This is a genomic window from Lysinibacillus sp. NPDC092081 (assembly GCF_044755845.1).
GTDB lineage: Bacteria > Bacillota > Bacilli > Bacillales_A > Planococcaceae > Lysinibacillus.
Map to the genome: position 1 here is coordinate 22,832 of NZ_JBIVRU010000022.1, position 21,251 is coordinate 44,082.

A 21,251-nucleotide genomic window follows, 5' to 3' on the forward strand; every position below is an offset into this window, starting at 1 on the left:
GCCACATGAGTAACTGGTCATTTATTCTTTTCTATTCATTAATCCAATCGATTAATTCATTATCAAAAGTATCTGGTTCTTCAAACATCGGGTTATGGCCGCTTTTTTCAAAAATGACCTTCTTCACATTTTCAGATGAATTATCAATTACATCCCAGAGCGAAACAGGAGCGACTAAATAATCATACCTTCCTAACCCTACAAAAATAGGTTTATCTAAGTGAGCCAATGATTGGATTAAATTTCGTTCAGCAAAAGCTACACCCCAAAGGTAATCAATGACCTCCATATTTGTATATACGCCACCCCACATATAAGCTGCATCGAACGTATAATCATAAAAGCTATGCGCTCCCATACGAATACACATATGCACAAATCGTCTTTCAGGATCATTGTGAATATCATTCTCTAACAATGCAATATCATGCTCAAATTGCTTTGCACGCTCAGCACTGGCAGTTTCATTAAAAAATGAAAAGCTTTGCTGTTGTCTTTCTTCACTGTTTGTCGGTGCTGAATTTAATAAAATAACCTTCTGAACATACTGAGGATATTTTTCGGCATATGCCAAAGCCATAAATGCATGCCCAGAATGTCCTAAGATGATGAAATCCTCAAGCTTTAGCCACTGTCTTGCTGTTTCGATATCCTCTACAATTTTATCCAAAGTATAATCTTCTTTCTTTAAAGAACGAGGAGGATTCACAAAACCTCTATGATCTAAGAAGATAAATTGAAAATGTTTATATAAATTTTCCGAGAACAAGCGTGGATAATAAACACTGCTACCCACTACCAATATCGGCTTACCTTGTCCCTTCACACAATATTTTAAATCAAATCCTTCATTATAAATGCTTTGATAATTATTCATCATAATAGTCCTCTTTTCTTTTTATATAGAAGAGCTATCAACATGTTGCTCTTCTTTCTATCACTCCCTTTCTTTTCTACGTTCCCGTGTTTTCTCCATAGAACGCTCAAGCATTCTGATTCACCCCATTATTATTTTATTAAAATGAAAAACGAGCGTTGAACCGCTTCGATGTTGTCGATTTCGTACTGATAATAACCCTATATTTTCCTTATCAATAAGACTGATAATATAGAAAAGTAAAATTTTTAAAACTAGAAACAAGTATACAATATTAATGTAAAAGTTTAAAATTGTTAAATATTAAGAAAAAATAGAAAGTAAGAGGATACAAGAAGATGGATGAACGATTACAACATATTATTACATTAAGAGAGGCAGGTCAATTGGAAGAAGCAAATCAATTAATGGTCGCACTAGTTAAAGAAGATCCTGAAAACGGATACTACCAATTTCAATGTGCATGGACCTATGATTCATTAGGAAAAGAAAATGATGCTGTCCCCCACTATGAAAAAGCAATTCAATTAGGGCTCAAACCAGAATTTTTAGTTGATGCTTATGTAGGTTTAGGCAGCACCTATCGTACATTAGGACAATATGAACAGGCGAAACGTATTTTTGAACAAGCTATAAGGGAGTTTCCTGAAGCCGAACATGTAAAGGTTTTTTATGCGATGACACTTTATAATCTTGGGGAACATTCAAAGGCTATGGAAATTTTATTACGCACAGTAATTCACACTACTACACATGAAGGCATAAAAGATTATAGTAAAGCCATTAAATTTTACAGTGATAAACTTGATCAAACGTGGGAATAGCACAAAAAACGCATAAAAGATCAGGCTCCTATTTGTGAACCTGATCTTTTCATTTTACTTAACTATATTTGTCTTTTTAACGGTAGAAAAAATTGCAACAAATAATAATGAAATTATACCGCTAAAGAAAAATAAATAACTTAAAGGAATTAAAAAGAAGTTTCTTTCTATGAGTGTTCCATCAGGCAATAATTCATCACCAATAATTCCCTTCATAAATAAACATATAACTCCTATTACGATCGGTAAAGTTGCAAGAATATATTTTTTCATCATTTTTCCCCCATTATTCATTATTTTCATTTTTTCTGTATTCCAAAATGTCACCTGGTTGACAGTCTAAAACTTCGCATATTTTTTCTAAAGTAGAAAATTTAACGGCTTTTGCTTTTCCGTTTTTCAAGATAGAAACATTCGCCATTGTAATGCCTAGTTTTTCAGATAATTCTGTAACACTCATTTTTCTTTTAGCCAGCATGACATCAAGATTTACAATGATAACCATCGTTTACACACCTCAAATCGTTAAATCGTTATCCTGTTTTATCTCACTTGCTTTTCTTACTAAATAAGAAAGCATTGAAGTAAAGACAGAGATCACGATTGCAAAGAATAAAATAAGTAACATAATTACTAGGACATCCGTGTGGTAGCTACCAATCGCAAAAATATAAAGTAACGCAGCTACATATAAAACACCTTCAATCATGGCTAACACACTAATTATTTTTAATCGATCTGCATTCTCGACCGTAAAATCTTGATTGGAGCCAATATCCGTACATATCTTCCAGCCTAAAGCTAATGCTATAAAAAATGGAATCCCTGTTATCCAAATAAATGCAATAAATGGCTTATACAAAAATAGTAGTTCTTCTGAATCCAGTAAGACTTCCTTCCCTGTTTGTGGTCCTACATAAACACAGAACAATAAACCAAATAAAGCACAAAATATAATTATCAATTTTAACCATCTTGATAATTCTCTTTGTTTCATAAAGCACCTCTTTCATAACTTGCTATTGACATATTATCTTGTCGTTCATTCCAAGTCAATAATTATTTATCGTAAAACAATAATTATTTATCGTAAAACAATAAATAATTATTGTTATTAAAGATATCACCCCCTCGTCCTCTTTAAAATGCTTGTTAAATATGAGCAATATGATAAAATAAGAACATGCATTCTCCCTCTCTTAATTTTTTCACGGGAATATTTTTTCATTAAAATAAATTGGGTGCGAGAATATGTTTTAGAATAATATAAAATATAATGTCGGATAATCTGTTGTTTTTATCAGTTCGACTTTGTTTTAAATCAAAGTTTGGTTAAATTGATAATATAAACCTTTATATGAGAACAAATCTAAAGAGCATGTTTTGAAAAAAGATTGATCAAAACATGCTCTTATTTGAAAGTCGTAGATTAACTTTTTAAAATTTGATTATTTTTGAAATCATTATTGCACTAAAGCACCTCGTTCGTATAACAAAAACATAATGACACTCTTATTTAAAACGTTTAACAATTTCTTCTCGTGAGTATTCATCAATCCAATCGCTGTATTTTTTATATAAAGGATATATGGTTTCTTTATTAGTTGAGATGACCTCGCATCCTCTATCATCATAAATAAAAAAGATCACATTTTTAGTCATATTTATAAAAAACACATCTGGATAGTTTGAACCTCCCCCCCATTTTTTATCTAATCTAGGTTTCAAGGGGAAATCCTTATTACACGCTGCTTTAATAAGTAATGGATATTTAAAATCTTGTTTGCGGCACTTTAAGGAAAATCGAGAAGTATAATAATCGTCAGCTTCTTCATCATCGAATACATATGGCAAAGTTTCTTGTCTTAAATGGAATTTTAAATCTTTATTTTTTATATAGCGATCATAAACCTTTATTCGCTTCTTCTTTATTTCATCAGACCTATGCTGATAAACATTCGTAACAAGAAAAATTTCATCCAAATCGGAGAAAAGTTCGTTGAAAATAGACAATGCTTGACTGTATACGCAGTCAAACATTTCGTGATTCAGACTGTCATCATCTTTTAATTGATAAATCCCAGCCCCTAATTCAAAGTGTATACCTATATCCCATTGATGATAAAGACTAGGTGCCAAAGTAAGTCCTGGAAAAGCATTATGTAAATATTGACCTATATCTATTGTCTTTCACTCCATTTTTTCTATTGTTTTTTATTCATATCATTCTTGCACTAACCTGCACATTTAGCTCACTAAGAAAAGCTACCTTTGACTTTGGTATCTTGACTTATACTCTTGCCCCTGTTAGGTGAGGATACGAAACTCAATAACTTTCTTTTTTCCAACGTTTATATTCTACTAACTCTAAAAAACCATACGTTGTTATCATTGATAAAATAGGGACAACATAGTACTTAGGAGGTCCAAATATATAGATAACAACAATGAAACCTGCAATAAAAAGTGCAGTATTTAAAAGATATGATTTTTTTCGATATTTTAAATAGAGTTTTACCTTATTCATTACTTTTCCTTTCACAACAAACATATTCACTAATATTTTTTGTTCTCTTTCTTGAACTATTCTGCCCCTTCAGCACAAAAAGTGATTGCGTTAATTAAATAATCGCACCCTCTAGTTGAATAGAGGTCTTTTTTTAGATTGTTTCCAAAATCTCTTTTGCGATATCATCAAGTTCTTCTGCGAGTTCATTGTGTGTAGGTGTTTCAGCCACTCTTGTTAAATACTCTCTAAACTGAACTCTTAACTTAACTGGTAATTCAATAACTAAAAAGTGTAAAATGAACCACTTCCAGTTATCATCATCTGAAGATAAAACATCTTGCACATATGGGACAATTTCTTCTGGAAAAGTTAAAAGTAATTCTAATACGCTTGGTGCCACTGGCCAATTCATATCTTGAATCCATTCGAGAAGGTTAGGCAGTAAAGGCAATATTTTATCTCTATCCATTTTTTTAATCATTTCTACTCTATCATGATCATGCTTATGTCTTGGTAAAAGTTCTTCAAAGCTTTCCATATGCGTCTCTCCCTTAAAATTTTATACACGGCCATCTATTTTACGATAATTGTAATCTAACCCATTCCAACTAAACTGCTCCATTCGTGAAAAAGCGACTACTCTATTGAACAATCGCACCTTGTTAGCTAAATTAAAATTATCCATTAGTTTTATAGAGGAAAACTTTTAAGATGTTACTGCTTTGTTTTCCTTCTAATCCTTCATCTTCGTCACTAACCTCTTCAAATGGAAAGCCATCGTGATAAGGAAAACATAGAAATTCTTCAATGATTCGTTCGAGGTTATCAACAATTTCAATTTCACAACCGAACGGTAGCTTACAATCATAATCTGATATTAAATTAAATCTTAATTGTGCAGCCTTCCTATCGAACCATACATAAAAAAGCATACCCAGGTGATTATTAGAGAATATTTTAATTTGTTTACTTCTGTTGGAAATAACCTTACCAAAAAAATCTATAAAATCCTTAACACTCAACTGAGTACCTAATTCATTACCAATAGAAATTTTCCACATGTTGTTTGCTATTTCTTGATCTATATCATCTTCACAATCTCCAATAAATAAAGGATCAACCACAATCTCTTCAAGGTCTTGGAAAAATTCAATTTTATCCATAATGTCTCCTTATCTAAACAGCTTTAATTAACTCTATTTAATCATTTCTTCTTCAAGCAACCTGCCCCTTTAAAGAACTCGTTATTTTTAGTGTAAAGCTTCAGATTCTTAGATTGTAGACATTTATTTCTTCCATCCTACTGCTATATCGTTGGATGGGAATTCACTAACCAATTTAATTTGAGGTGAATAAATATATCTGTCCCATTTTCTAACTTCTTCAACTCTGTGTATAATTCTAATCAGTTTTGTTTTAATGACATGTTGATAGTTAAGGTCAATAATATAGCATATTTCATTATTTACTTTATGATTTTTAATTACTAGCTCTTCTAATGCACCTTCATAGTCAACAAAGTTAGAAAATATAGTTTTGTAAAACATAAATGTCCATTCAATTCCGCTACTGCAAAATGGAAATTCTTCAAATAATTCATCAGTAATTTTTTTTGAATCTTCTTTTGATAATATTTCTACTTCCTCTTCAGAATCAGTATTCGGAAATAACTCATTAACTTCCTCTAAAACAGTTTCGTATTCTCTTTTTTCCTCTTCTTTTATTCCTTTTTGTTTTTGCTTGTCTAGCAACTCTTTTAAACGTTCCTTTTTATCCTCCATCATATTCACCCTGACTATTTTCTTGAGTACTATATCAATTCCAACTTTCACTACCCAACCTCGTTCGTTCAATAAAGAAAAAAAGAGCTGCATACGCAACTCAATGATCTTTAATTTACGCTAGCCGTTCGTTGAATAACAGGCTTACATTTAATAATTCATTTTGTTGGTCTAATTCGAAAAAAGCTCTATTTACTATTTCGTACGAAAAATCCTTAACAATAATTTAATTTTCTATAAGAAGAACATTCCCATCCATATTCCGTTCCACATAATCCTTTAGACCTTGTTTAGTGCAAATCGAACACCATCGCTAAAGGTAAAAGTCACTTCAATATGTTCTAAAGAATTTTCACTTGAATCAATTATTTCATCATCAAATTTCCATCTATAAGGACCAAAGATGCTGCCACTGCAACACCTCGTTTAACCCTCGCACCCTTAGTTCAACAATACTTTTTCTTTATTACTTCTATTGAAGTTTCATCAATACCAGTAATATTGGATATTGATTTTAATTCAATTCCCTCTTTTAATGCTTTTCGTACAGTCGTTATGTTTTGTTTTATTTCAGATATAATATTATTTATACAAAAATGGTCAACAACTAAATAATCATCTGATACTTCCCCATCCAAGTTGAATTCAATGGAGTATGTTCCAATTTCTGTATCAAAGTAAAAAAAAATTCACAGTAAAGAACACAAATGCTTCAACCCTTGAGAAGCTATATTTTAATTCAATGGATTTTTCTTCAACACTAATGAATTCATCGTACAACTTTCCGTTAAACGTGTCTAAATAGTCATATTTATCTTCCTCACGCCATTTCCTAAAACTTTCCCAAAATCCATTTATTGTTCGATTTTTTGCATCGTGTTTTCGTTCCCATTCAAGCAAGATTTTAGTGTTCAAATTAACCACCTCTTTTTATTATCAAGTATATTCGATACTCTGCACTTCTTCTTTGGTTAGTAACAAAACGTCTCCACTTGTTGGAGAAAAGCCCCGCTCTAATTTCTTTCCATAGAATACTTTGCCTATCAAATCTTAACAATGTATTGCCTTATTTTATATATGTAATTTTTTCCTCTCAACTAAACTGTCCCGTTTGTGAAAAAGCGACTGCTCTTTTGAACAATCACACCCAGTTACTTTAAGTGAAGAAGTTCACAAAACTTAATTAGGGTTACTAAAAACCCAGATTTTGAACTCGTCACTCTGTTCTTGTAAATTCCAACCTGTTTTATAATAATATTCATTAAAATCGGAATCAGTCGGACATAGTGCAACAATAGGTAAATCATTTATCGTTTTAAACATCTTTTTTAACAACCCTTGACCACGATAAACCTCGCTTATCGCAAATTGATACAAAGAAATTTTGTTTTGTGTTCTTTTTCGGTAAAACCGAAATGCCCCCACTACTTGACCTTCTACTGTTGCCACTATCATTTGCTTTCTTCTTATGGCTGCTTTAACTCCAAGAGGACATAAAAACTCTTCAGAATAGACAGCACTGTTATTACGTTCTAAATTTTCATTGAAGAACGATACAACTTCAGATATATGAGCTGGATTTGCTAAGGCTATCTGCATATTTCTCCTCCCTTAACACTTTTTAAGATAAAAGAGATTTATATATTTCTCCTATAATACCTTCCATTTGATGAACACCTAATTCTGCATTCGTCATTATGACCGCACCTTTCTCTAAATACGGAAACGCCACCATCATACATTGAAAACCCACTCCCCAACCAAGTGATGTAATTTCTATTTCTTTTTCTGAGCCTTCAAGAAACACACCTAATCCAGTCCAACTTTTACCTCTTTGTGAGGTTATCATTTCTTTTGCTAAACTTTCCGAAATACCAACCTTGCTTTCTCCCTTTACAGCATTCATTAGCTCAAGAACTAATTCAGCTAAATTAAGAGAAGTTGTCCATAATCCAGAAGCCGCTGGATAAGGATATATAGGATATTTCCCATCTGCTAATTCACCATTTTTGTTGTGACCACAAGAAAAATTTTGTCTATCCACTTCCAACATTGTTGTATTGAAATGGCTATTTGCCATTCCTAATGGTTCAAATATTTGCTCATTCATAACTTTATGAAACGGTTTTTCAGTAACATCTTCTATCAGTTGCTGAATGATACAAAAACCCGCATCCGAATAATGGAATTCACTTTCTGGTTCACACTTGACGTCAATAGGAGTTTTACAATATGGAGTTTGCCCCTCTAATAATTCAACCATCGAAGGAATCCCTATTTTCGAATTCAGTTCATAATAACTACCTTCAGGGTCTTTAATTCCAGATTGATGACTTAGTAAGTTTCTTAATGTCACTTTTTTATTTTTAGTAAAATCATTTTCTGGTACTTTCCACGATACAAGACTTTCATTCACATCATCATCTAAATCAAAAAGTCCTTCCTCTACTAGCTTCATAGCAAGTATTCCTGTTAAGAACTTGCTAATTGAACACGCACTAAAAATAGAATTTTCATTCACTTTTCTATCGCTTTCCACTTCTAATAAGCCGTAATTTTCTGTTCCACTAATTTCACCACCCTCAAGCAATGTGATACTTAGACCTTGTACATTATAATGTTTCATTCGTTCTTCAATGTGGATGTTCTCTAATTTCACAATTATCCCCCCTTGTCAGTATAATCAGATAAATTATAACACGAACGTACGGTCCCTTATATCTATTTGTAAAATAAATTTATATTCAACTAACCTGCCCGCTAGTTTAATAAGAAAAAAGAGCTGTCTAAGCAGCTCAATGGTCTTCAAGTAAAGCACTCCGTTAGTTTAAGTACATTTCTTCACAAACCACAAAAAGAATAGTTTCCACTCCAACTTAAGTTGAGTGTCTAAATTTTTCCATTCAGAAAGATTTTTACTTCTTCCTTAAATCGGTCAGCCTCCTCTAAAAAAGGATAATGATTACTCTTATTAAATATATGTAAAGTAGAATGAGGAATAAGGGCATTCATTTCTATTGAGTAATTAATAGGGCATTGTACATCATATTTACCACAAATGATTAATGTTGGTGCTTTTATTAATTTTAGCTTTCTAGTTACATCAAAAATTTGAATTTCTCTGCTAAAGTAATTTATTCTAATAGATGACATTTTTTTAAGTACATTGGATGAAAAAATATCATCATAACTTTCAGGATCAAATAAGGATAATTTTGTCCTCTCCTTAGTAAGTTCTTTTCTTGCTTCTAAGGGTAAATCAGGATTCTTTAGCCCGTCAATCAATTTCTGCATTTTATTAAAATCAGGATTTTCTTCATTGTAAATACAATCTAAAAGAGGCTGGGACATAACTAAATGGTTCCTTCATAAAGCCGAATAATCTCTAAATTAACAAAACACGATAAATAGAAAAACCGAACTATTCCGAAACACTTCATGAGCGTTTCATTGGATAGTTCGGTATTTTTGTTGGCTGAAACACTTTTGTCCCAGCCTCTTAATTGCGGGTTAATTAATAGCATTAACTGTCAAAAACTCATTAATACTTTCTTTATTCTCGGCAATGTAATTATTTTTTTCAGACGTTTTAAATTCATTCCATACGCTTTCTTTTTCTTCATCATTATACCCTTCTGTTACCTTGTTATATAAATTATCAATAGATATAGACGTTATATAGTTATCAACTAAAAAATCATTATAATACTCATCTTCGGTGATACCTAATCCTTTAATGACGTCGTTTACATTATTAATGACTTCTTTGTTTTCTTCAGGTTCGCTTACTAAAAGATTTCTAACTTCATCAGACAATTTTTTCGCTTCAACTTCGGAAGCTAATAAGTTTTCGCTTTTTGCTTTTTCAAATAAAGCCTTTTCTTCGATTACTTTTTCAAAAGCAAGCTTTTTTGCTTCTGTATCTGACACTCTCACATCCGTTAAATACTTTTTGAAAAAGTATTGTTCAGCATATTTTTTTTCATCAATAACACTAGGAGATTTTTTGAAGGATTGAATGGACTCTGACTCATAATTCTTTACATATTGAGCTTAAGACTCATAGTTCACTGAATCAGCAGATGCATTTTCTTTTAGATTTACTTTAAAAAACACTAGTCCAGAGATAAGCGAAAATGTAAGAATAGCGATGATATATTTTTTCTTCTTCATAGTTATCCTACTCCTTTTCATTTTAGTATGATAAAGTTACACTAATTGGGAATGTGCAAGGGGCGTAGTCAGAACAGCTAATAACAACACCACTCGTATTTGTTGACTTACCTGTATTTTTCCTTACACTTATGCTTTCGTAATTGCGATAATTGAATGTCTGAGAGCCAGTAGGAGTCACTTGGTCAGGATAATATCTAGAAAATAGACTCGTTTGCGAAATGAATGTAGAGCCATCATAAACTTTTGTGTTTGAGGATGCAGAACTAACAGAAGGTGAAGATCTATCGACATTTATATAAGATTGTCTATACGTAACATTATTAGTTGTGCCAGCTGTATATTCTTCATCATAACGTACCGTTAATTTAAAAGAATATAGCACCATACCACTCATAGTAACTTTATTCTCAGTATTTGAATCGTTTTTCCAAGTAGCACTTGCAGAATCTAATGAAAATGCACTAAAGAACAGAAGAACCGACAAAAAAGCAAGAATTTTCTTCATATTATACACACCCTTCTATTTTATTGAATATTTTGAAGATGTTAGCACTAGTATTAACAAAGGAGGTTTTTAAAATGGATACTTTGAATATCGTCGTTGTTGTAATCGGAATAATCTTCATTGGATTAATAATTTTAGGGGTATACAATATTGTTGTAAGAAAAAAGAAAATCACGAATATGTATACACCATTTGACGATTTCACTAGAGGAACTGACAATACTAACAGAAGTAGAGATTTACAAGAAAAGACAAAATATATAGAACCTGATGATAAAGATGAAATTAAATAATTCGCATAGAGCATCAACATCCTTTCCTATATTTAATAAAATTATGAAATAATTGGAACATTAATTGAATATACATTTGGTAATATTTTGTATTTTAGGTATTTAGATGTGTTTACTCTACTTACTAATGAATAATGTAGATATAAGGTTATTCAAAAGAATGGGTATTTACCCATCCTTTTGTGTAGAGACAAAATGCGTTATTAGCAGTAGGGAACTACTGCTTTTTTATTTAGGCTGTTTCTAAAGGATTGTTTTAGTATTTCTCAAACTTCGCCTTCAATAACTCTGCCTTCATAGCTCTCGTACTCCAATCCCTTTTCGATAAAGCTCTCTACATATTCCACAAATGAAGTTGCAGCCTTTCTCAGATCCATTTCCACCCTATCATAATCCACCGTTATATTTTCAAGGTACCAATTTCCAACCACTTCCTTCATCTCTTGGATGTCTAAATTATAGGCTCTTTTTCTATCTTTTCGGGAATTCCCCGTTTCATTTAAGGCTATCTCCATTTCGGTAATCACATCTATTGTTAGCTCTATATCTTTCTGGGACCTTGTGATCCAATCGAAGTCTAAATAATCCATTTCGTGTCGCCAAACTTGCTCTTCATCTTTGAATACATTTAAACGGAAGTAGAGTTCTGTTTGCTCGAGCATTTTGATCCACAAATCAATTTCAAGTGATTGGATCAGTTCTCGTAATCCATTTTCGTTTTCTTTCGTATCGGCTCCCCAGAAAAAATAAGTTACACCGCTTTGCCCTATTTGCGTCATCTCTTCCACAGCTTGTCTTACAGTTTTCTTTTTATCGCTTAATATTTGGTTAACGGAAGACTTATGTTTAATTTCCGAATTAGGCAGACCCCTCACAAAGCACTACAGCATTTAGAGAAAACCATACAGACGATAAAAGATTTAGGTATACGTTGCGTACTACACCATCCAATTAAATATAATAATCAGCATCTTGATATCATTCATCGAGATCCTACAATGCGGAGCTATTATGACCTATCAACTCGAATAATTGCTGAGATATGTATTAAGCACGACATTAACTGTGTCATACACCCTCACTATACGAATCCGGCTGGCTCGGATCCGAATGACATCAACAAGGTAAATGAAATGAAAGGGGAAATTTCGAAAGTCTTAGCTTACAGCAAAGAGGTCTTCTTATGGGAGAATTCCATTGAGGGATTATTTACAGCAGCTAACTCTAGATGGGTTGAGGATTTTGTAGAACCCTTACAATTACAAATTGTGTACGATGTTAGCCACGCCTTTATCTCGTACAAAGGAGACAATGCGAAATTAATAGACAATATGGAGAAGTTAGCACCTTATATAAAATATCTACACGTTGTAGATAGCTGTGGATTTCAACACGATAGCTTAAGATTAGGCGATAGTTATATCGATTGGAAGCATAATCGAATACATTCACGACAAGCCATATATCTATGAGGTTGGATTAGACAATTTCGAAGATTACACTCCAATGATCGAGAGTCATCATTATTTAAATTCTGTAGTCTTTTTCGTTTTGGGAGAGATCACTTCGATGAAAAAAACTCGAAATAGGACTGCACTACAGCTTTAATCCCCATTTATTAAATCCTAGTGATTCACGAATAGCTTCTAAGTCAAAAACAGATTCTAACAAGCTTAATTCGTATGGCTGGGTTGCTTTTTCTGAATTTCCTGCTTCTCTGAGATTAACTAAAATCACCTTATTTGTACTTACAAAAGTTTCTGCAAAATAATCACCTGTCTCATTAAATTCAGAATAGAAATGTGTTACACATAATGGCTCACCTATACCTTTAGTGAAGATTTCAAACCTTCCCCTAGATGTTTCTACAAACTCTTGTTTCCACATATAATATCCTCACCTTTATTTTTAAAATATATATTAACTTCTATAGAATTTAGTGAATTTCCTTCTTCCACTAACCTGCACCGTTAGTGGAAGAGCAGCAATCATTACGAAAACAGCCTTGCTTATGGTTTGGCTATATTCTTCAACTAAAACAGCTAATAGTTTGTCTATTAACAATCACTCTTCAACTAACGGGTGTTTTAATCGAAATCCCTTCCTTGGTTGAGAATAAAATTAAAAAATAAACGACAAACCTAACATTAACCTAACGAAAAGTTTCCGCGTCTTAAAAAGCGATTAGCTTAAAATAACCTTAAAATAAATGAATAATATTAATGTATACTTGAATTTTGTTTAACTATTATGTAATATTATTGAAAAGGGAGTGGGGAATGTGAACCGTGATGAAGTACCAGCTTGGATTTTGTCTTTAGATAAAGAATCTGTTGAATTTATAAGAAAATTTATTATTAATTCTGGGTCTTTAAAGAATATATCTAAAATTTATGGTGTATCATATCCGACAGTAAGGACTAAATTAGATACATTAATTAAAAAAATTGAATTGAATAGCAAAACAGAAGACGTCGAGTTTGTAAATATGATTAAAAATTTGGTAATTGATGAACGGTTGAGTTTAGAGACGGCAAAATTGATTATTGATAAATATAAAGACGAAAGGAATGAAGGATAATGGATCCAATGTATAAATGGTTAATAGCCATTTTAATAGCCATAGTAATATTAGGAGCTCAATTTTGTTTATCTAGAAGAACTAACGTTTACTGGGGAGCAATTGTACCAGTTCTGTATTTAGTTATTATTTTCGGATGGTGGTACAACAGAATGGATAATTTCAATACTTATACACTTTTTAAGGTTGCAGTTGTTGGTCCAGCAGTTTTATTAGGAATCTGGGCTAGAGGAAGAGAATCTCTAAAAAATAAAAGAAAAAAAGAATTAGAAAAAATGAGGTTATATGATATAAATTGAGGAATATAGAAATTTAGAGTATATTTGAAGATTGTTGCTATTAAAACATAAAAACAGAGTTAATCTACAAAATGTGTAGAATCAACGCTGTTTTTATGTTTGATATTTCGTAAATCGAATATTTAACTAAAGCACCCCGTTAGTTACACATCCTCATAATTTATTTCAACAAGATACCTTGTCTTTAAGATTAAAGAATGTTTACTATTTATCGAATATATTTTAATCTCGTTTTGAAGTTCCAGCATTTATCAGCACCTCTACCCTAAAACTTTCCCAAAATCCCTTAATTGATTGATTTTCTGCATCGTGTTTTCGTCCCTATTCAAGTAAGGTTTTAGCGTTCAAATCAACCACCTCTTTTTATTATCAAGTTATTTTTTTCATAGAATATTTGACCTATCAAATCTTAACATTAAACTTCCTAATTTTACGTACGTAATTTTTTCCTTTTTCAACTAAACTGCCCCGTTAGTTTAAGTGTGATTCTTCACAAATACTTAGATATTCATTCACAATGGAAAGAGGATTACACCATATTTATTAATTTCCTCATATTATGCAGCACCTACCTTGTTTGTAAATTTATTTAAAGCTGTACTTTTATTTTTTAAATCTATTTCACAGGCAATTCACTATACAAACTTAGCTACCACATCATAATAATAGTAAGGTAAAGCTAATTTAGCCTTACACCTCCTAATCGTTTTACTAAGGGTCACTCCATCCCAAGTGGCCCTTTTTTTATGGTCTTATCTCAAAAAAATATATTTTTTAATGCCTATAGCTGAATGGTTTAACAACCATACTCCTTCTCTGCATCCAACATATTATATATTGTAGAAAGGAGGTGTTTTATATGGGATACTATGGTGGAAATGTTGGTGGCATTAATGAAGGCTGCTATTACGGTGGCAATCGTAATGGATCCGCATTTGCCTTAATTGTTGTTCTATTTATACTTCTAATTATTGTCGGCGCTACTTTCTTGAATACAGGGTATTAACATTTCCGATGTAAGGGTCGCCCTCCCAGCCTGGTGACCCTTTACTAATTTCTTACATCAGAATGCCCTTACCTTACTGAACATTTTCTTTCAGATATTCACTCATATATCTGTTTGAAGTAACCTACTACTTCTTCTTGTTCAACTAATCTGCCCCGTTAGTACAATAAAAAAGAGCTGCCTATGCAACTCAATGATCTTCAAGTAAAGCCCCCGTTAGTTGAAAAACAATTTTTATTCCAGGTAACCGAAAGACTTTAGCTGCTTATATCTATTAACAGCAAGAATCCCTTTCCAATATACCCTTGCTACTTCGAAGTTTTCTGGGTAGCTTCCCCAACTCCAAGAAATATCCCAAAGTCCATCATTAGTTATTTGTCCCAAGCCATAATTCTTTAACTATCCATACAAAGTAAAATATGAGTAGAAACCCTATCATTGTTTTTTTATCATTATTTTTCACGTTACTTTCTACACTCAATTTTGATTCCATTTCAGCCTCCTAAAATCTGATTATTTCTTTTTTTAGTAGTTTTGAGGAAGGGTCCTACCGTATATAATATGACACCTTAAATTCATTGACAGAAAAGTTTTTAACAACATGAAATAACGGCTGCTTTAAAAGTAGCCGTCATTTATACCATACTTTATAGTGCTTTGGAAGCCTGTTGAATTAGTGCAGCTACCATTTTATCCATTTGTGCAAAACGATCATCTTTTGTTTGACCATTGACGTATCGATAATAGATTTGCTGACAAATTACAGCTAATTTAAAGTAGGCAAATGTAATATAGTAATCGATGGCTGATACATCACGCCCGCTTTTTTCTGCATAGCGGTTAATGAATTCCTGACGTGTGTAAAACCCTGGTAAAGTCGTTATTGGCGGTTCTCCAAATGCGTATAACAGCATTTTTGGGTCATCTGCATGCATCCAGTAGCTCATGGCCACGCCTAAATCTGCTAATGGGTCCCCTACAGTTGTCATCTCCAAATCAAAAAGACCAATCATCTCAGAGTAATCGCTTGAAAACATAGCGTTATTAAGCTTGAAATCATAATGAATAATGGTTGCTTCTTGATTGGAAGGTACATGATCCTTTAACCACTTTGTCAATGCTGCTACTTCAGCATACTCTGCCGTTTTCGCTTTGTCATAGCGCTCAATCCATCCATGTACTTGTCGATCCATAAATCCTTCTGGCTTCACCATATCCTTTAGCTTCGTTTCCTTATATGGTATTGCATGGAGGGCTACAAGGGAATCAACCATCTTTTCTGATATGAGCCGTCCTAAATCCTCCGTATGTTCAGTACCAGGTGGAAAATGAGTGTCAAGTACGATACCCTTTTTGCGTTCCATTAGGAAGAAATCACTGCCGATAATATCTCGATCTTCAACGTACGCATAAGGTTTGGGTACAGCAGCTAAAAATGGATGTAATGCAGATAAAATCGTAAACTCACGTTGCATGTCATGCGCTTTTTTGGCAACTGGCCCATGTGGAGATCGACGAAGAACGACTTCAAATTCACCTACTTTTAGGCAATAAGTCAAATTTGAATGTCCGGCACTAAACTGTGAAATTTCTAGCTTCCCTTCTGGTAACTCCGGAAATTGATTCTTTAAAAATGAATGTAATTTCACTTCATCAATACGTTCACTTGCCCTTACTTGTATCGTATCCATTGTATCCCTCCCTTAAATGATAGAGCTCATACCGCCATCTACAACTATGACATCTCCCGTAATATAATCAGAGGCAGCCGCGGCTAAAAATAATGCAACGCCTTTTAGATCATTTTCAGTTCCTAAACGTTTTAACGGCGTCACTCCCATTAAATAATCTTGTCCGCGCTCAATTAAGACTTTTGACATTTTTGTTGGGAAAAATCCTGGGGCAATCGCATTCACGTTGACGCCATATGGTCCCCATTTTACAGCTAAATCTTTTGTTAGCGTAATGACTGCACCTTTACTTGCATTATAGCCAATTGTATCCATGAATTCAGGTAATGTACCACCAAGCCCTGCAACCGAAGCGATATTGATAATTTTCCCACTCTTTTGTTCTAGCATTATTTTGCCAACAGCTTGCGTCATTAAAAATGTGCCATTGACGTTAACATCGAAGACTTTTTGCCAAGCCTCATACGGCATTTCAACAGCGGGAGTACCCCAAGACGCCCCACTGTTGTTTACTAAAATATCAATTTGGCCGAATGATTCAAGCGTTTTTGACACTACGTTCGCTATATCCTCTGGCTTTGTCACATCACAGGCAAGAGCTAATGTTTGTACACCTAATTTAGCTAATTCTGCAGCTACCTCTTCGCATGCCTCGACCTTTCTTGAGCACAGTACAATGTTAGCACCTGCTTCAGCAAAGCCTTGCGCAATTTGAGCGCCAAGACCGCGGCCTCCCCCTGTTACGATGGCCGTTTTCCCTTTTAAGCTAAATAAATCTAGTACCGTCATTTCACCAGCTCCTCTTGTTTTTTAGCATGCTTTTTCAGCTCCAATTTGGCAACCGTGTTACGATGCACTTCATCCGGTCCATCTGCTAATCGTAATGTTCGAGAATTTGCCCATTGTGCCGCAAGCGTCGTATCAGGTCCTATTCCAGCAGCACCGAATGCTTGAATTGCTCGGTCAATCACTCTTAATGCCATATTCGGCGCCACTACTTTAATCATCGCAATTTCTGCCTTCGCCTCTTTATTCCCTACTGTGTCCATCATGTACGCTGCCTTTAGCGTTAATAGTCTTGCCTGCTCAATATCGATACGGGACTCCGCAATACGCTCACGCATTACACCTTGGTCTGCGAGTGGTCGATGGAAAGCATGTCGCTCCTGAACACGCACACACATTTCCTCTAATGCACGTTCAGCGGCTCCAATAAGACGCATACAATGATGGATACGACCTGGTCCTAAGCGACCTTGCGCAATCGCAAAGCCCTTTCCTTCTCCCCACAATATATTTTCAACAGGTACTCGAACATTCGTAAACGTCACCTCACCGTGTCCTTCTGGTGCGTGATCATAGCCAAATGCAGTAAGCATACGCTCTATTTTCACTCCAGGTGTATCCATCGGCACTAGTATCATCGACTGTTGCTCATGAATAGGTGCTGTAGAATCTTTATGTTTCCCCATAAAAATAGCGATTTTACAGCGAGGATCACCAGCTCCTGTCGTCCACCACTTATGTCCATTTAAAATATAATAATCGCCATCACGTTCAATACTTGCCTCGATATTTGTTGCATCACTAGACGCGACTGCAGGCTCAGTCATTGCAAAGCAAGAACGTATTTCTCCACGTAATAATGGCTCCAGCCACTGTTTTTTCTGCTGTTCTGAGCCGTAACGCACAAGCACTTCCATATTTCCTGTATCTGGCGCATTGCAATTAAACACTTCAGGAGCAAGTAAAGATCGTCCCATAATTTCACATAAAGGTGCATATTCTAAATTCGTCAAACCTGCACCGTATTCACTATCTGGCAAAAACAAATTCCACAAGCCCGCTTCTTTTGCCTTATGCTTTAATTCCTCCATAATTGGCGGGATCGCTCCCCAACGATCTTCCATTGCCTCTACCTGTGCAGCAAACACTGCCTCATTTGGATAAATGTATTGCTCCATAAAATTTGTCAGCTTCTCTTGTAGTTCGACTACTTTTTCACTATAAGAAAAATTCATAAAAAAGCCCCCCTTTGTTTGAACATCAAAATGCTAAATGAATGAATATTCATTTTTATTCTTACATTAAATGTTACCGCTATATTTCTTGTAAATCAATGTCTATTAAACAAAAATTTGAATTATAGGGAAAATTCATACTTAAGATAATGTTTTGACGGATAGAAAATCTCATTACGATAAAAAAATACAAGTCAAAACACTATTTTGCCATAATATGTATCTTCAAATCAGAATAGCGTCTTTTGAGTTTATTATGGCTACGTGCACTTCATCAAAAAAAGTAACTTCTAATTCAAAGAAGTTACTCTACTCAATCAAATTAATCTTGAATTTTATTTTTGTGTCCATTAGCTAACTTCATAGCGAAGAACTGAGGAATTAATTTAAAACACTCACAATTACTAATAGTTGAGAAGCTGACTACTCCCACAGCTAAAGCAGTGGGGTTCTTATATACTTAAAAGAAGCGTTACAAAGCTCTCCACAGTTGGTGTTGCCATGTCCTGTGTACAACATCTTTGATTTATCTTCTGTTCCATAAGACTTTCTTATTTACACAACCGATGTTGTGTTGGCAATAAGTTTTAACGAAGGCAGGTAGCTCTACCTACGGAGGAATACCCCTCACTTGATTTGTTTGATACCCATGCTAAGAGGGAATGATTTCTTTACTTGTTTCAAGTCTTCTATATGTTGATTGTGTAACTCTAAAAAGGTAGTAAACGTTTTATTGCATAAGTCTTGATTAGGTTGTTGTAAATTTGTATCACTATTCATCAGTAAAAACGCACTATATAAATCTCGTTGTACGAGATGACTTCCAATTTGACTCCAACGTTGACGGAGTTTTTTCTTTTCATAACTATCCGTCACATGGTTATACTGACTGGCTCGAAAGGTTATCGTATTTACTTTCTGTATAGTTTGCTTTGTGTAACCTAATTTTTGATTGATGATTTCCACTAGCAGGTGGCAGCTTGTATACTTCTTTAAATGCTCTAGTAAATGATTCTTGTGATTCAAATTGATAATATAAAGCAATGTCAAGAATGCGTTCACTTGTGTGTAGCAAGGCAACTGAAGCATTGGCCAATCTTCTATTCCGAATGTACTCGGTTACCGTCATGCCAACCGAGGATTGGAATATTCGATGAAAGTGGTATTTCGAAAAATTTGATTGTCGTGCAATGTTTTCTAGGTAAGTGGCTCATGTATGTTTTCTCCCACATACATAATAGTTTTTTTAATTACAATTTCGTAGTTATACAACTCAAACTTTATTTATAGAGTATCAAGATTTCCCATTCATTTTTTGATATATCTTGCGGAGTAATTGTTCCTTTCTCATGTTGTATATCAGTAGCTTTAGAAGTAAAAATTTTATATGGAAGGAGACATAAAATCGTATTATATAGCAAGTAATAAAAAGTAATATAAAATAGAGGTTGATACTAATTAATATGTATCAACCTCTTAACTGCTTCTCTAAATAATCGCGCCTGTTAACGGAACAATCTCTTTGTATGACAAGCATTAATAGTTTGTTTAACTTCCTCTGATGTTAGGTTTCTTATCTGCTTCTTTTTAGCCTTTAACTTTAAACTTACTTAGAAAACTTGTACAGCCGAAGACTATGATAAGTTAGTTTTTTTCGGAAACAAGCATTTCTACAATCATCTTTCTTCTTGTTCCATTTTTTAACATAACCCAAGAATACGATTACTTTTTTCAAGCGTTGTCGTTTAAGCTTTCTATAGTCTAAAGTGTTTTGCCTACCTTCATAATATCAGTAAGCAATTCGTGAATAGCCAAAGGTAAATGACGATTTTTTAAGTACACCAAATAAACATTTCGTCGTAAATTGGGGCAATCTATTTCTTTTTGTACAATAGTTTTAGCTGTAGGACCTTTTAAATAATTTTCAGGTAGAATGGTAACCCCTAAATTTTCACGAACGAGAGACACAGCCGTTTCAAAACGTTCAATTTCAAATTGGATATTAATGTTTTTTTCTGCCTTTTCAAATGCATCTAAAATGTCATGTCTCGTTTGAAAGCCCTCTGTACTTATAATAAAAGGCTCTTCACTTAAATCTGAGATTGTCAGCTTCTCCTTCTCTTCTAACGGATGGTGTAATGGTAAAACAGCTACAAGTCGCTCTTCATATAAGCAGTGAACTTCGAGATCTTCATCATCCATGATCTGATTTGTAATAATTAAATGTGTTTTATAGCTTTTAAGCGATTTTTCAACACGCTTACTCCCTAAAATATCTACTAGATGAATCATCATTTGTGGATATTCTTTTTTATACTCTGTAATCACTTTTGGCAGCCAATGCTTAATCGATTCCATAACGCCTATCGTTATTTCGCTTGTGCCACGAACAATTACCTCATCCATTTCTATTTTTAAAACTTCCATGTTTTTCAATATAGCTTTTGCTCGTTCATATAAAAGCTCACCTGCCTCTGTTAATTGAAGATTTCTCGTATTCCTTTCAAGTAATGGTGAGCCAATTTCTTGCTCTAATTTTTTAATAGCATTACTTAGAGAAGGCTGAGAAATATGCAATTTTTCAGCTGCCTTCGAGAAATTCATTTGCTCCACAACTGCTAAAAAATATTGTAATTGTTTAAAATCCACAACAACATCCTCCTCATTTATAGTTTTAAGCTATAGATT

26 protein-coding genes and 1 pseudogene are annotated in these 21,251 nt (G+C 33.7%); 6 read left to right on the forward strand and 21 right to left on the reverse strand.

Going from position 1 to position 21,251, the window contains the following annotated elements:
- Positions 1–31: 31 nt before the first annotated feature.
- A complete protein-coding gene (locus ACIQLB_RS21380) occupies positions 32–877 on the reverse strand; it encodes an alpha/beta hydrolase (protein WP_400730596.1) in 846 nt (281 codons plus the stop codon).
- 338 nt (positions 878–1,215) lie between these two features.
- On the opposite strand from ACIQLB_RS21380, the gene ACIQLB_RS21385 reads away from it, so the two are divergent.
- On the forward strand, positions 1,216–1,701 hold the full coding sequence (locus tag ACIQLB_RS21385) for a tetratricopeptide repeat protein (RefSeq protein ID WP_400730503.1): 486 nt from the start codon (positions 1,216–1,218) through the stop codon (positions 1,699–1,701).
- A 54-nt stretch (positions 1,702–1,755) separates the two neighbouring features.
- On the opposite strand, the gene ACIQLB_RS21390 is transcribed toward ACIQLB_RS21385, so the two are convergent.
- From ACIQLB_RS21390 to ACIQLB_RS21450, 13 genes are all read right to left on the reverse strand, one after another.
- On the reverse strand, positions 1,756–1,977 hold the full coding sequence (locus ACIQLB_RS21390; RefSeq protein WP_400730504.1) for a DUF3955 domain-containing protein: 222 nt from the start codon (positions 1,975–1,977) through the stop codon (positions 1,756–1,758).
- A gap of 10 nt (positions 1,978–1,987) precedes the next feature.
- Positions 1,988–2,206, reverse strand: a complete 219-nt coding sequence (locus ACIQLB_RS21395) for a helix-turn-helix domain-containing protein (RefSeq protein WP_053484019.1) — start codon at positions 2,204–2,206, stop codon at positions 1,988–1,990.
- A gap of 12 nt (positions 2,207–2,218) precedes the next feature.
- On the reverse strand, positions 2,219–2,698 hold the full coding sequence (locus ACIQLB_RS21400; RefSeq protein WP_400730507.1) for a DUF2975 domain-containing protein: 480 nt from the start codon (positions 2,696–2,698) through the stop codon (positions 2,219–2,221).
- Positions 2,699–3,213: 515 nt separating this feature from the next.
- Complete coding sequence (locus ACIQLB_RS21405) at positions 3,214–3,885, reverse strand: DUF3885 domain-containing protein (protein ID WP_400730598.1); 672 nt, start codon at positions 3,883–3,885, stop codon at positions 3,214–3,216.
- A gap of 476 nt (positions 3,886–4,361) precedes the next feature.
- Positions 4,362–4,748, reverse strand: coding sequence for a DUF5071 domain-containing protein (locus ACIQLB_RS21410; RefSeq protein ID WP_400730509.1), 387 nt, complete (start codon positions 4,746–4,748; stop codon positions 4,362–4,364).
- Between the two features lie 139 nt (positions 4,749–4,887).
- Complete coding sequence (locus ACIQLB_RS21415) at positions 4,888–5,373, reverse strand: hypothetical protein (RefSeq protein WP_400730511.1); 486 nt, start codon at positions 5,371–5,373, stop codon at positions 4,888–4,890.
- Positions 5,374–5,496: 123 nt separating this feature from the next.
- Positions 5,497–6,042, reverse strand: a complete 546-nt coding sequence (locus ACIQLB_RS21420) for a CDI toxin immunity protein (protein WP_400730513.1) — start codon at positions 6,040–6,042, stop codon at positions 5,497–5,499.
- A gap of 621 nt (positions 6,043–6,663) precedes the next feature.
- Complete coding sequence (locus ACIQLB_RS21425) at positions 6,664–6,906, reverse strand: hypothetical protein (protein WP_400730514.1); 243 nt, start codon at positions 6,904–6,906, stop codon at positions 6,664–6,666.
- Positions 6,907–7,170: 264 nt separating this feature from the next.
- On the reverse strand, positions 7,171–7,590 hold the full coding sequence (locus ACIQLB_RS21430) for a GNAT family N-acetyltransferase (protein WP_400730516.1): 420 nt from the start codon (positions 7,588–7,590) through the stop codon (positions 7,171–7,173).
- 22 nt (positions 7,591–7,612) lie between these two features.
- Positions 7,613–8,650, reverse strand: coding sequence for a serine hydrolase domain-containing protein (locus ACIQLB_RS21435; RefSeq protein WP_400730518.1), 1,038 nt, complete (start codon positions 8,648–8,650; stop codon positions 7,613–7,615).
- Positions 8,651–8,880: 230 nt separating this feature from the next.
- Entirely contained in the window at positions 8,881–9,342 is a 462-nt protein-coding gene (locus ACIQLB_RS21440; RefSeq protein WP_400730520.1) for an alpha/beta fold hydrolase, read from the reverse strand.
- A gap of 159 nt (positions 9,343–9,501) precedes the next feature.
- Positions 9,502–9,921 carry a hypothetical protein gene (locus ACIQLB_RS21445; RefSeq protein ID WP_400730522.1) on the reverse strand — a complete coding sequence of 140 codons (420 nt, stop codon included), beginning with the start codon at positions 9,919–9,921 and terminating at the stop codon, positions 9,502–9,504.
- A 265-nt stretch (positions 9,922–10,186) separates the two neighbouring features.
- A complete protein-coding gene (locus ACIQLB_RS21450) occupies positions 10,187–10,672 on the reverse strand; it encodes a hypothetical protein (protein WP_400730524.1) in 486 nt (161 codons plus the stop codon).
- A gap of 74 nt (positions 10,673–10,746) precedes the next feature.
- On the opposite strand from ACIQLB_RS21450, the gene ACIQLB_RS21455 reads away from it, so the two are divergent.
- A complete protein-coding gene (locus tag ACIQLB_RS21455; protein WP_370041620.1) occupies positions 10,747–10,965 on the forward strand; it encodes a DUF3951 domain-containing protein in 219 nt (72 codons plus the stop codon).
- 266 nt (positions 10,966–11,231) lie between these two features.
- Here ACIQLB_RS21455 and ACIQLB_RS21460 read toward each other — a convergent pair whose 3' ends face one another.
- Positions 11,232–11,753, reverse strand: coding sequence for a hypothetical protein (locus tag ACIQLB_RS21460; RefSeq protein ID WP_400730526.1), 522 nt, complete (start codon positions 11,751–11,753; stop codon positions 11,232–11,234).
- A gap of 54 nt (positions 11,754–11,807) precedes the next feature.
- Between ACIQLB_RS21460 and ACIQLB_RS21465 the strand changes: the two genes are divergently transcribed.
- Positions 11,808–12,437, forward strand: a complete 630-nt coding sequence (locus tag ACIQLB_RS21465) for an apurinic/apyrimidinic endonuclease family protein (protein ID WP_400730528.1) — start codon at positions 11,808–11,810, stop codon at positions 12,435–12,437.
- 136 nt (positions 12,438–12,573) lie between these two features.
- Here ACIQLB_RS21465 and ACIQLB_RS21470 read toward each other — a convergent pair.
- Positions 12,574–12,852: pseudogene (locus ACIQLB_RS21470) on the reverse strand (alpha/beta fold hydrolase); the annotation flags it as partial.
- A gap of 394 nt (positions 12,853–13,246) precedes the next feature.
- Here ACIQLB_RS21470 and ACIQLB_RS21475 point away from each other — a divergent pair.
- From ACIQLB_RS21475 to ACIQLB_RS21485, 3 genes are all read left to right on the forward strand, one after another.
- Positions 13,247–13,546 (forward strand): DUF2089 family protein, encoded by a 300-nt coding sequence (locus tag ACIQLB_RS21475; RefSeq protein WP_370080191.1) that lies wholly within the window; start codon positions 13,247–13,249, stop codon positions 13,544–13,546.
- The gene (locus ACIQLB_RS21480; protein WP_400730530.1) at positions 13,546–13,845 is read left to right on the forward strand and encodes a hypothetical protein; all 300 of its coding nucleotides are present in this window, start codon (positions 13,546–13,548) and stop codon (positions 13,843–13,845) included. Before ACIQLB_RS21475 ends, ACIQLB_RS21480 begins: the two co-directional genes overlap by 1 nt.
- 859 nt (positions 13,846–14,704) lie before the next feature.
- Positions 14,705–14,851 carry a YjcZ family sporulation protein gene (locus tag ACIQLB_RS21485; RefSeq protein ID WP_400730531.1) on the forward strand — a complete coding sequence of 49 codons (147 nt, stop codon included), beginning with the start codon at positions 14,705–14,707 and terminating at the stop codon, positions 14,849–14,851.
- A gap of 647 nt (positions 14,852–15,498) precedes the next feature.
- On the opposite strand, the gene ACIQLB_RS21490 is transcribed toward ACIQLB_RS21485, so the two are convergent.
- From ACIQLB_RS21490 to ACIQLB_RS21510, 5 genes are all read right to left on the reverse strand, one after another.
- On the reverse strand, positions 15,499–16,542 hold the full coding sequence (locus ACIQLB_RS21490) for a phosphotransferase family protein (protein ID WP_400730533.1): 1,044 nt from the start codon (positions 16,540–16,542) through the stop codon (positions 15,499–15,501).
- 12 nt (positions 16,543–16,554) lie between these two features.
- Positions 16,555–17,331, reverse strand: a complete 777-nt coding sequence (locus ACIQLB_RS21495; RefSeq protein WP_400730537.1) for an SDR family oxidoreductase — start codon at positions 17,329–17,331, stop codon at positions 16,555–16,557.
- Positions 17,328–18,563, reverse strand: coding sequence for an acyl-CoA dehydrogenase family protein (locus ACIQLB_RS21500; protein ID WP_400730539.1), 1,236 nt, complete (start codon positions 18,561–18,563; stop codon positions 17,328–17,330). Before ACIQLB_RS21500 ends, ACIQLB_RS21495 begins: the two co-directional genes overlap by 4 nt.
- Before the next feature lie 880 nt (positions 18,564–19,443).
- Positions 19,444–19,755, reverse strand: coding sequence for a helix-turn-helix domain-containing protein (locus tag ACIQLB_RS21505; protein ID WP_400730600.1), 312 nt, complete (start codon positions 19,753–19,755; stop codon positions 19,444–19,446).
- 569 nt (positions 19,756–20,324) lie between these two features.
- Positions 20,325–21,212 (reverse strand): LysR family transcriptional regulator, encoded by an 888-nt coding sequence (locus ACIQLB_RS21510; protein ID WP_400730541.1) that lies wholly within the window; start codon positions 21,210–21,212, stop codon positions 20,325–20,327.
- Between the last annotated feature and the right edge of the window lie 39 nt (positions 21,213–21,251).

Coding starts and splice junctions, on each gene's coding strand:
- ACIQLB_RS21480 (WP_400730530.1), top strand. CDS start 13,546: ATGGATCCAATGTATAAATGGTTAATAGCCATTTTAATAGCCATAGTA.
- ACIQLB_RS21490 (WP_400730533.1), bottom strand. CDS start 16,542: ATGGATACGATACAAGTAAGGGCAAGTGAACGTATTGATGAAGTGAAA.
- ACIQLB_RS21440 (WP_400730520.1), bottom strand. CDS start 9,342: ATGTCCCAGCCTCTTTTAGATTGTATTTACAATGAAGAAAATCCTGAT.
- ACIQLB_RS21380 (WP_400730596.1), bottom strand. CDS start 877: ATGAATAATTATCAAAGCATTTATAATGAAGGATTTGATTTAAAATAT.
- ACIQLB_RS21500 (WP_400730539.1), bottom strand. CDS start 18,563: ATGAATTTTTCTTATAGTGAAAAAGTAGTCGAACTACAAGAGAAGCTG.
- ACIQLB_RS21495 (WP_400730537.1), bottom strand. CDS start 17,331: ATGACGGTACTAGATTTATTTAGCTTAAAAGGGAAAACGGCCATCGTA.
- ACIQLB_RS21400 (WP_400730507.1), bottom strand. CDS start 2,698: ATGAAACAAAGAGAATTATCAAGATGGTTAAAATTGATAATTATATTT.
- ACIQLB_RS21395 (WP_053484019.1), bottom strand. CDS start 2,206: ATGGTTATCATTGTAAATCTTGATGTCATGCTGGCTAAAAGAAAAATG.
- ACIQLB_RS21450 (WP_400730524.1), bottom strand. CDS start 10,672: ATGAAGAAAATTCTTGCTTTTTTGTCGGTTCTTCTGTTCTTTAGTGCA.
- ACIQLB_RS21455 (WP_370041620.1), top strand. CDS start 10,747: ATGGATACTTTGAATATCGTCGTTGTTGTAATCGGAATAATCTTCATT.
- ACIQLB_RS21465 (WP_400730528.1), top strand. CDS start 11,808: ATGTTTAATTTCCGAATTAGGCAGACCCCTCACAAAGCACTACAGCAT.
- ACIQLB_RS21390 (WP_400730504.1), bottom strand. CDS start 1,977: ATGATGAAAAAATATATTCTTGCAACTTTACCGATCGTAATAGGAGTT.
- ACIQLB_RS21385 (WP_400730503.1), top strand. CDS start 1,216: ATGGATGAACGATTACAACATATTATTACATTAAGAGAGGCAGGTCAA.
- ACIQLB_RS21430 (WP_400730516.1), bottom strand. CDS start 7,590: ATGCAGATAGCCTTAGCAAATCCAGCTCATATATCTGAAGTTGTATCG.
- ACIQLB_RS21415 (WP_400730511.1), bottom strand. CDS start 5,373: ATGGATAAAATTGAATTTTTCCAAGACCTTGAAGAGATTGTGGTTGAT.
- ACIQLB_RS21485 (WP_400730531.1), top strand. CDS start 14,705: ATGGGATACTATGGTGGAAATGTTGGTGGCATTAATGAAGGCTGCTAT.
- ACIQLB_RS21410 (WP_400730509.1), bottom strand. CDS start 4,748: ATGGAAAGCTTTGAAGAACTTTTACCAAGACATAAGCATGATCATGAT.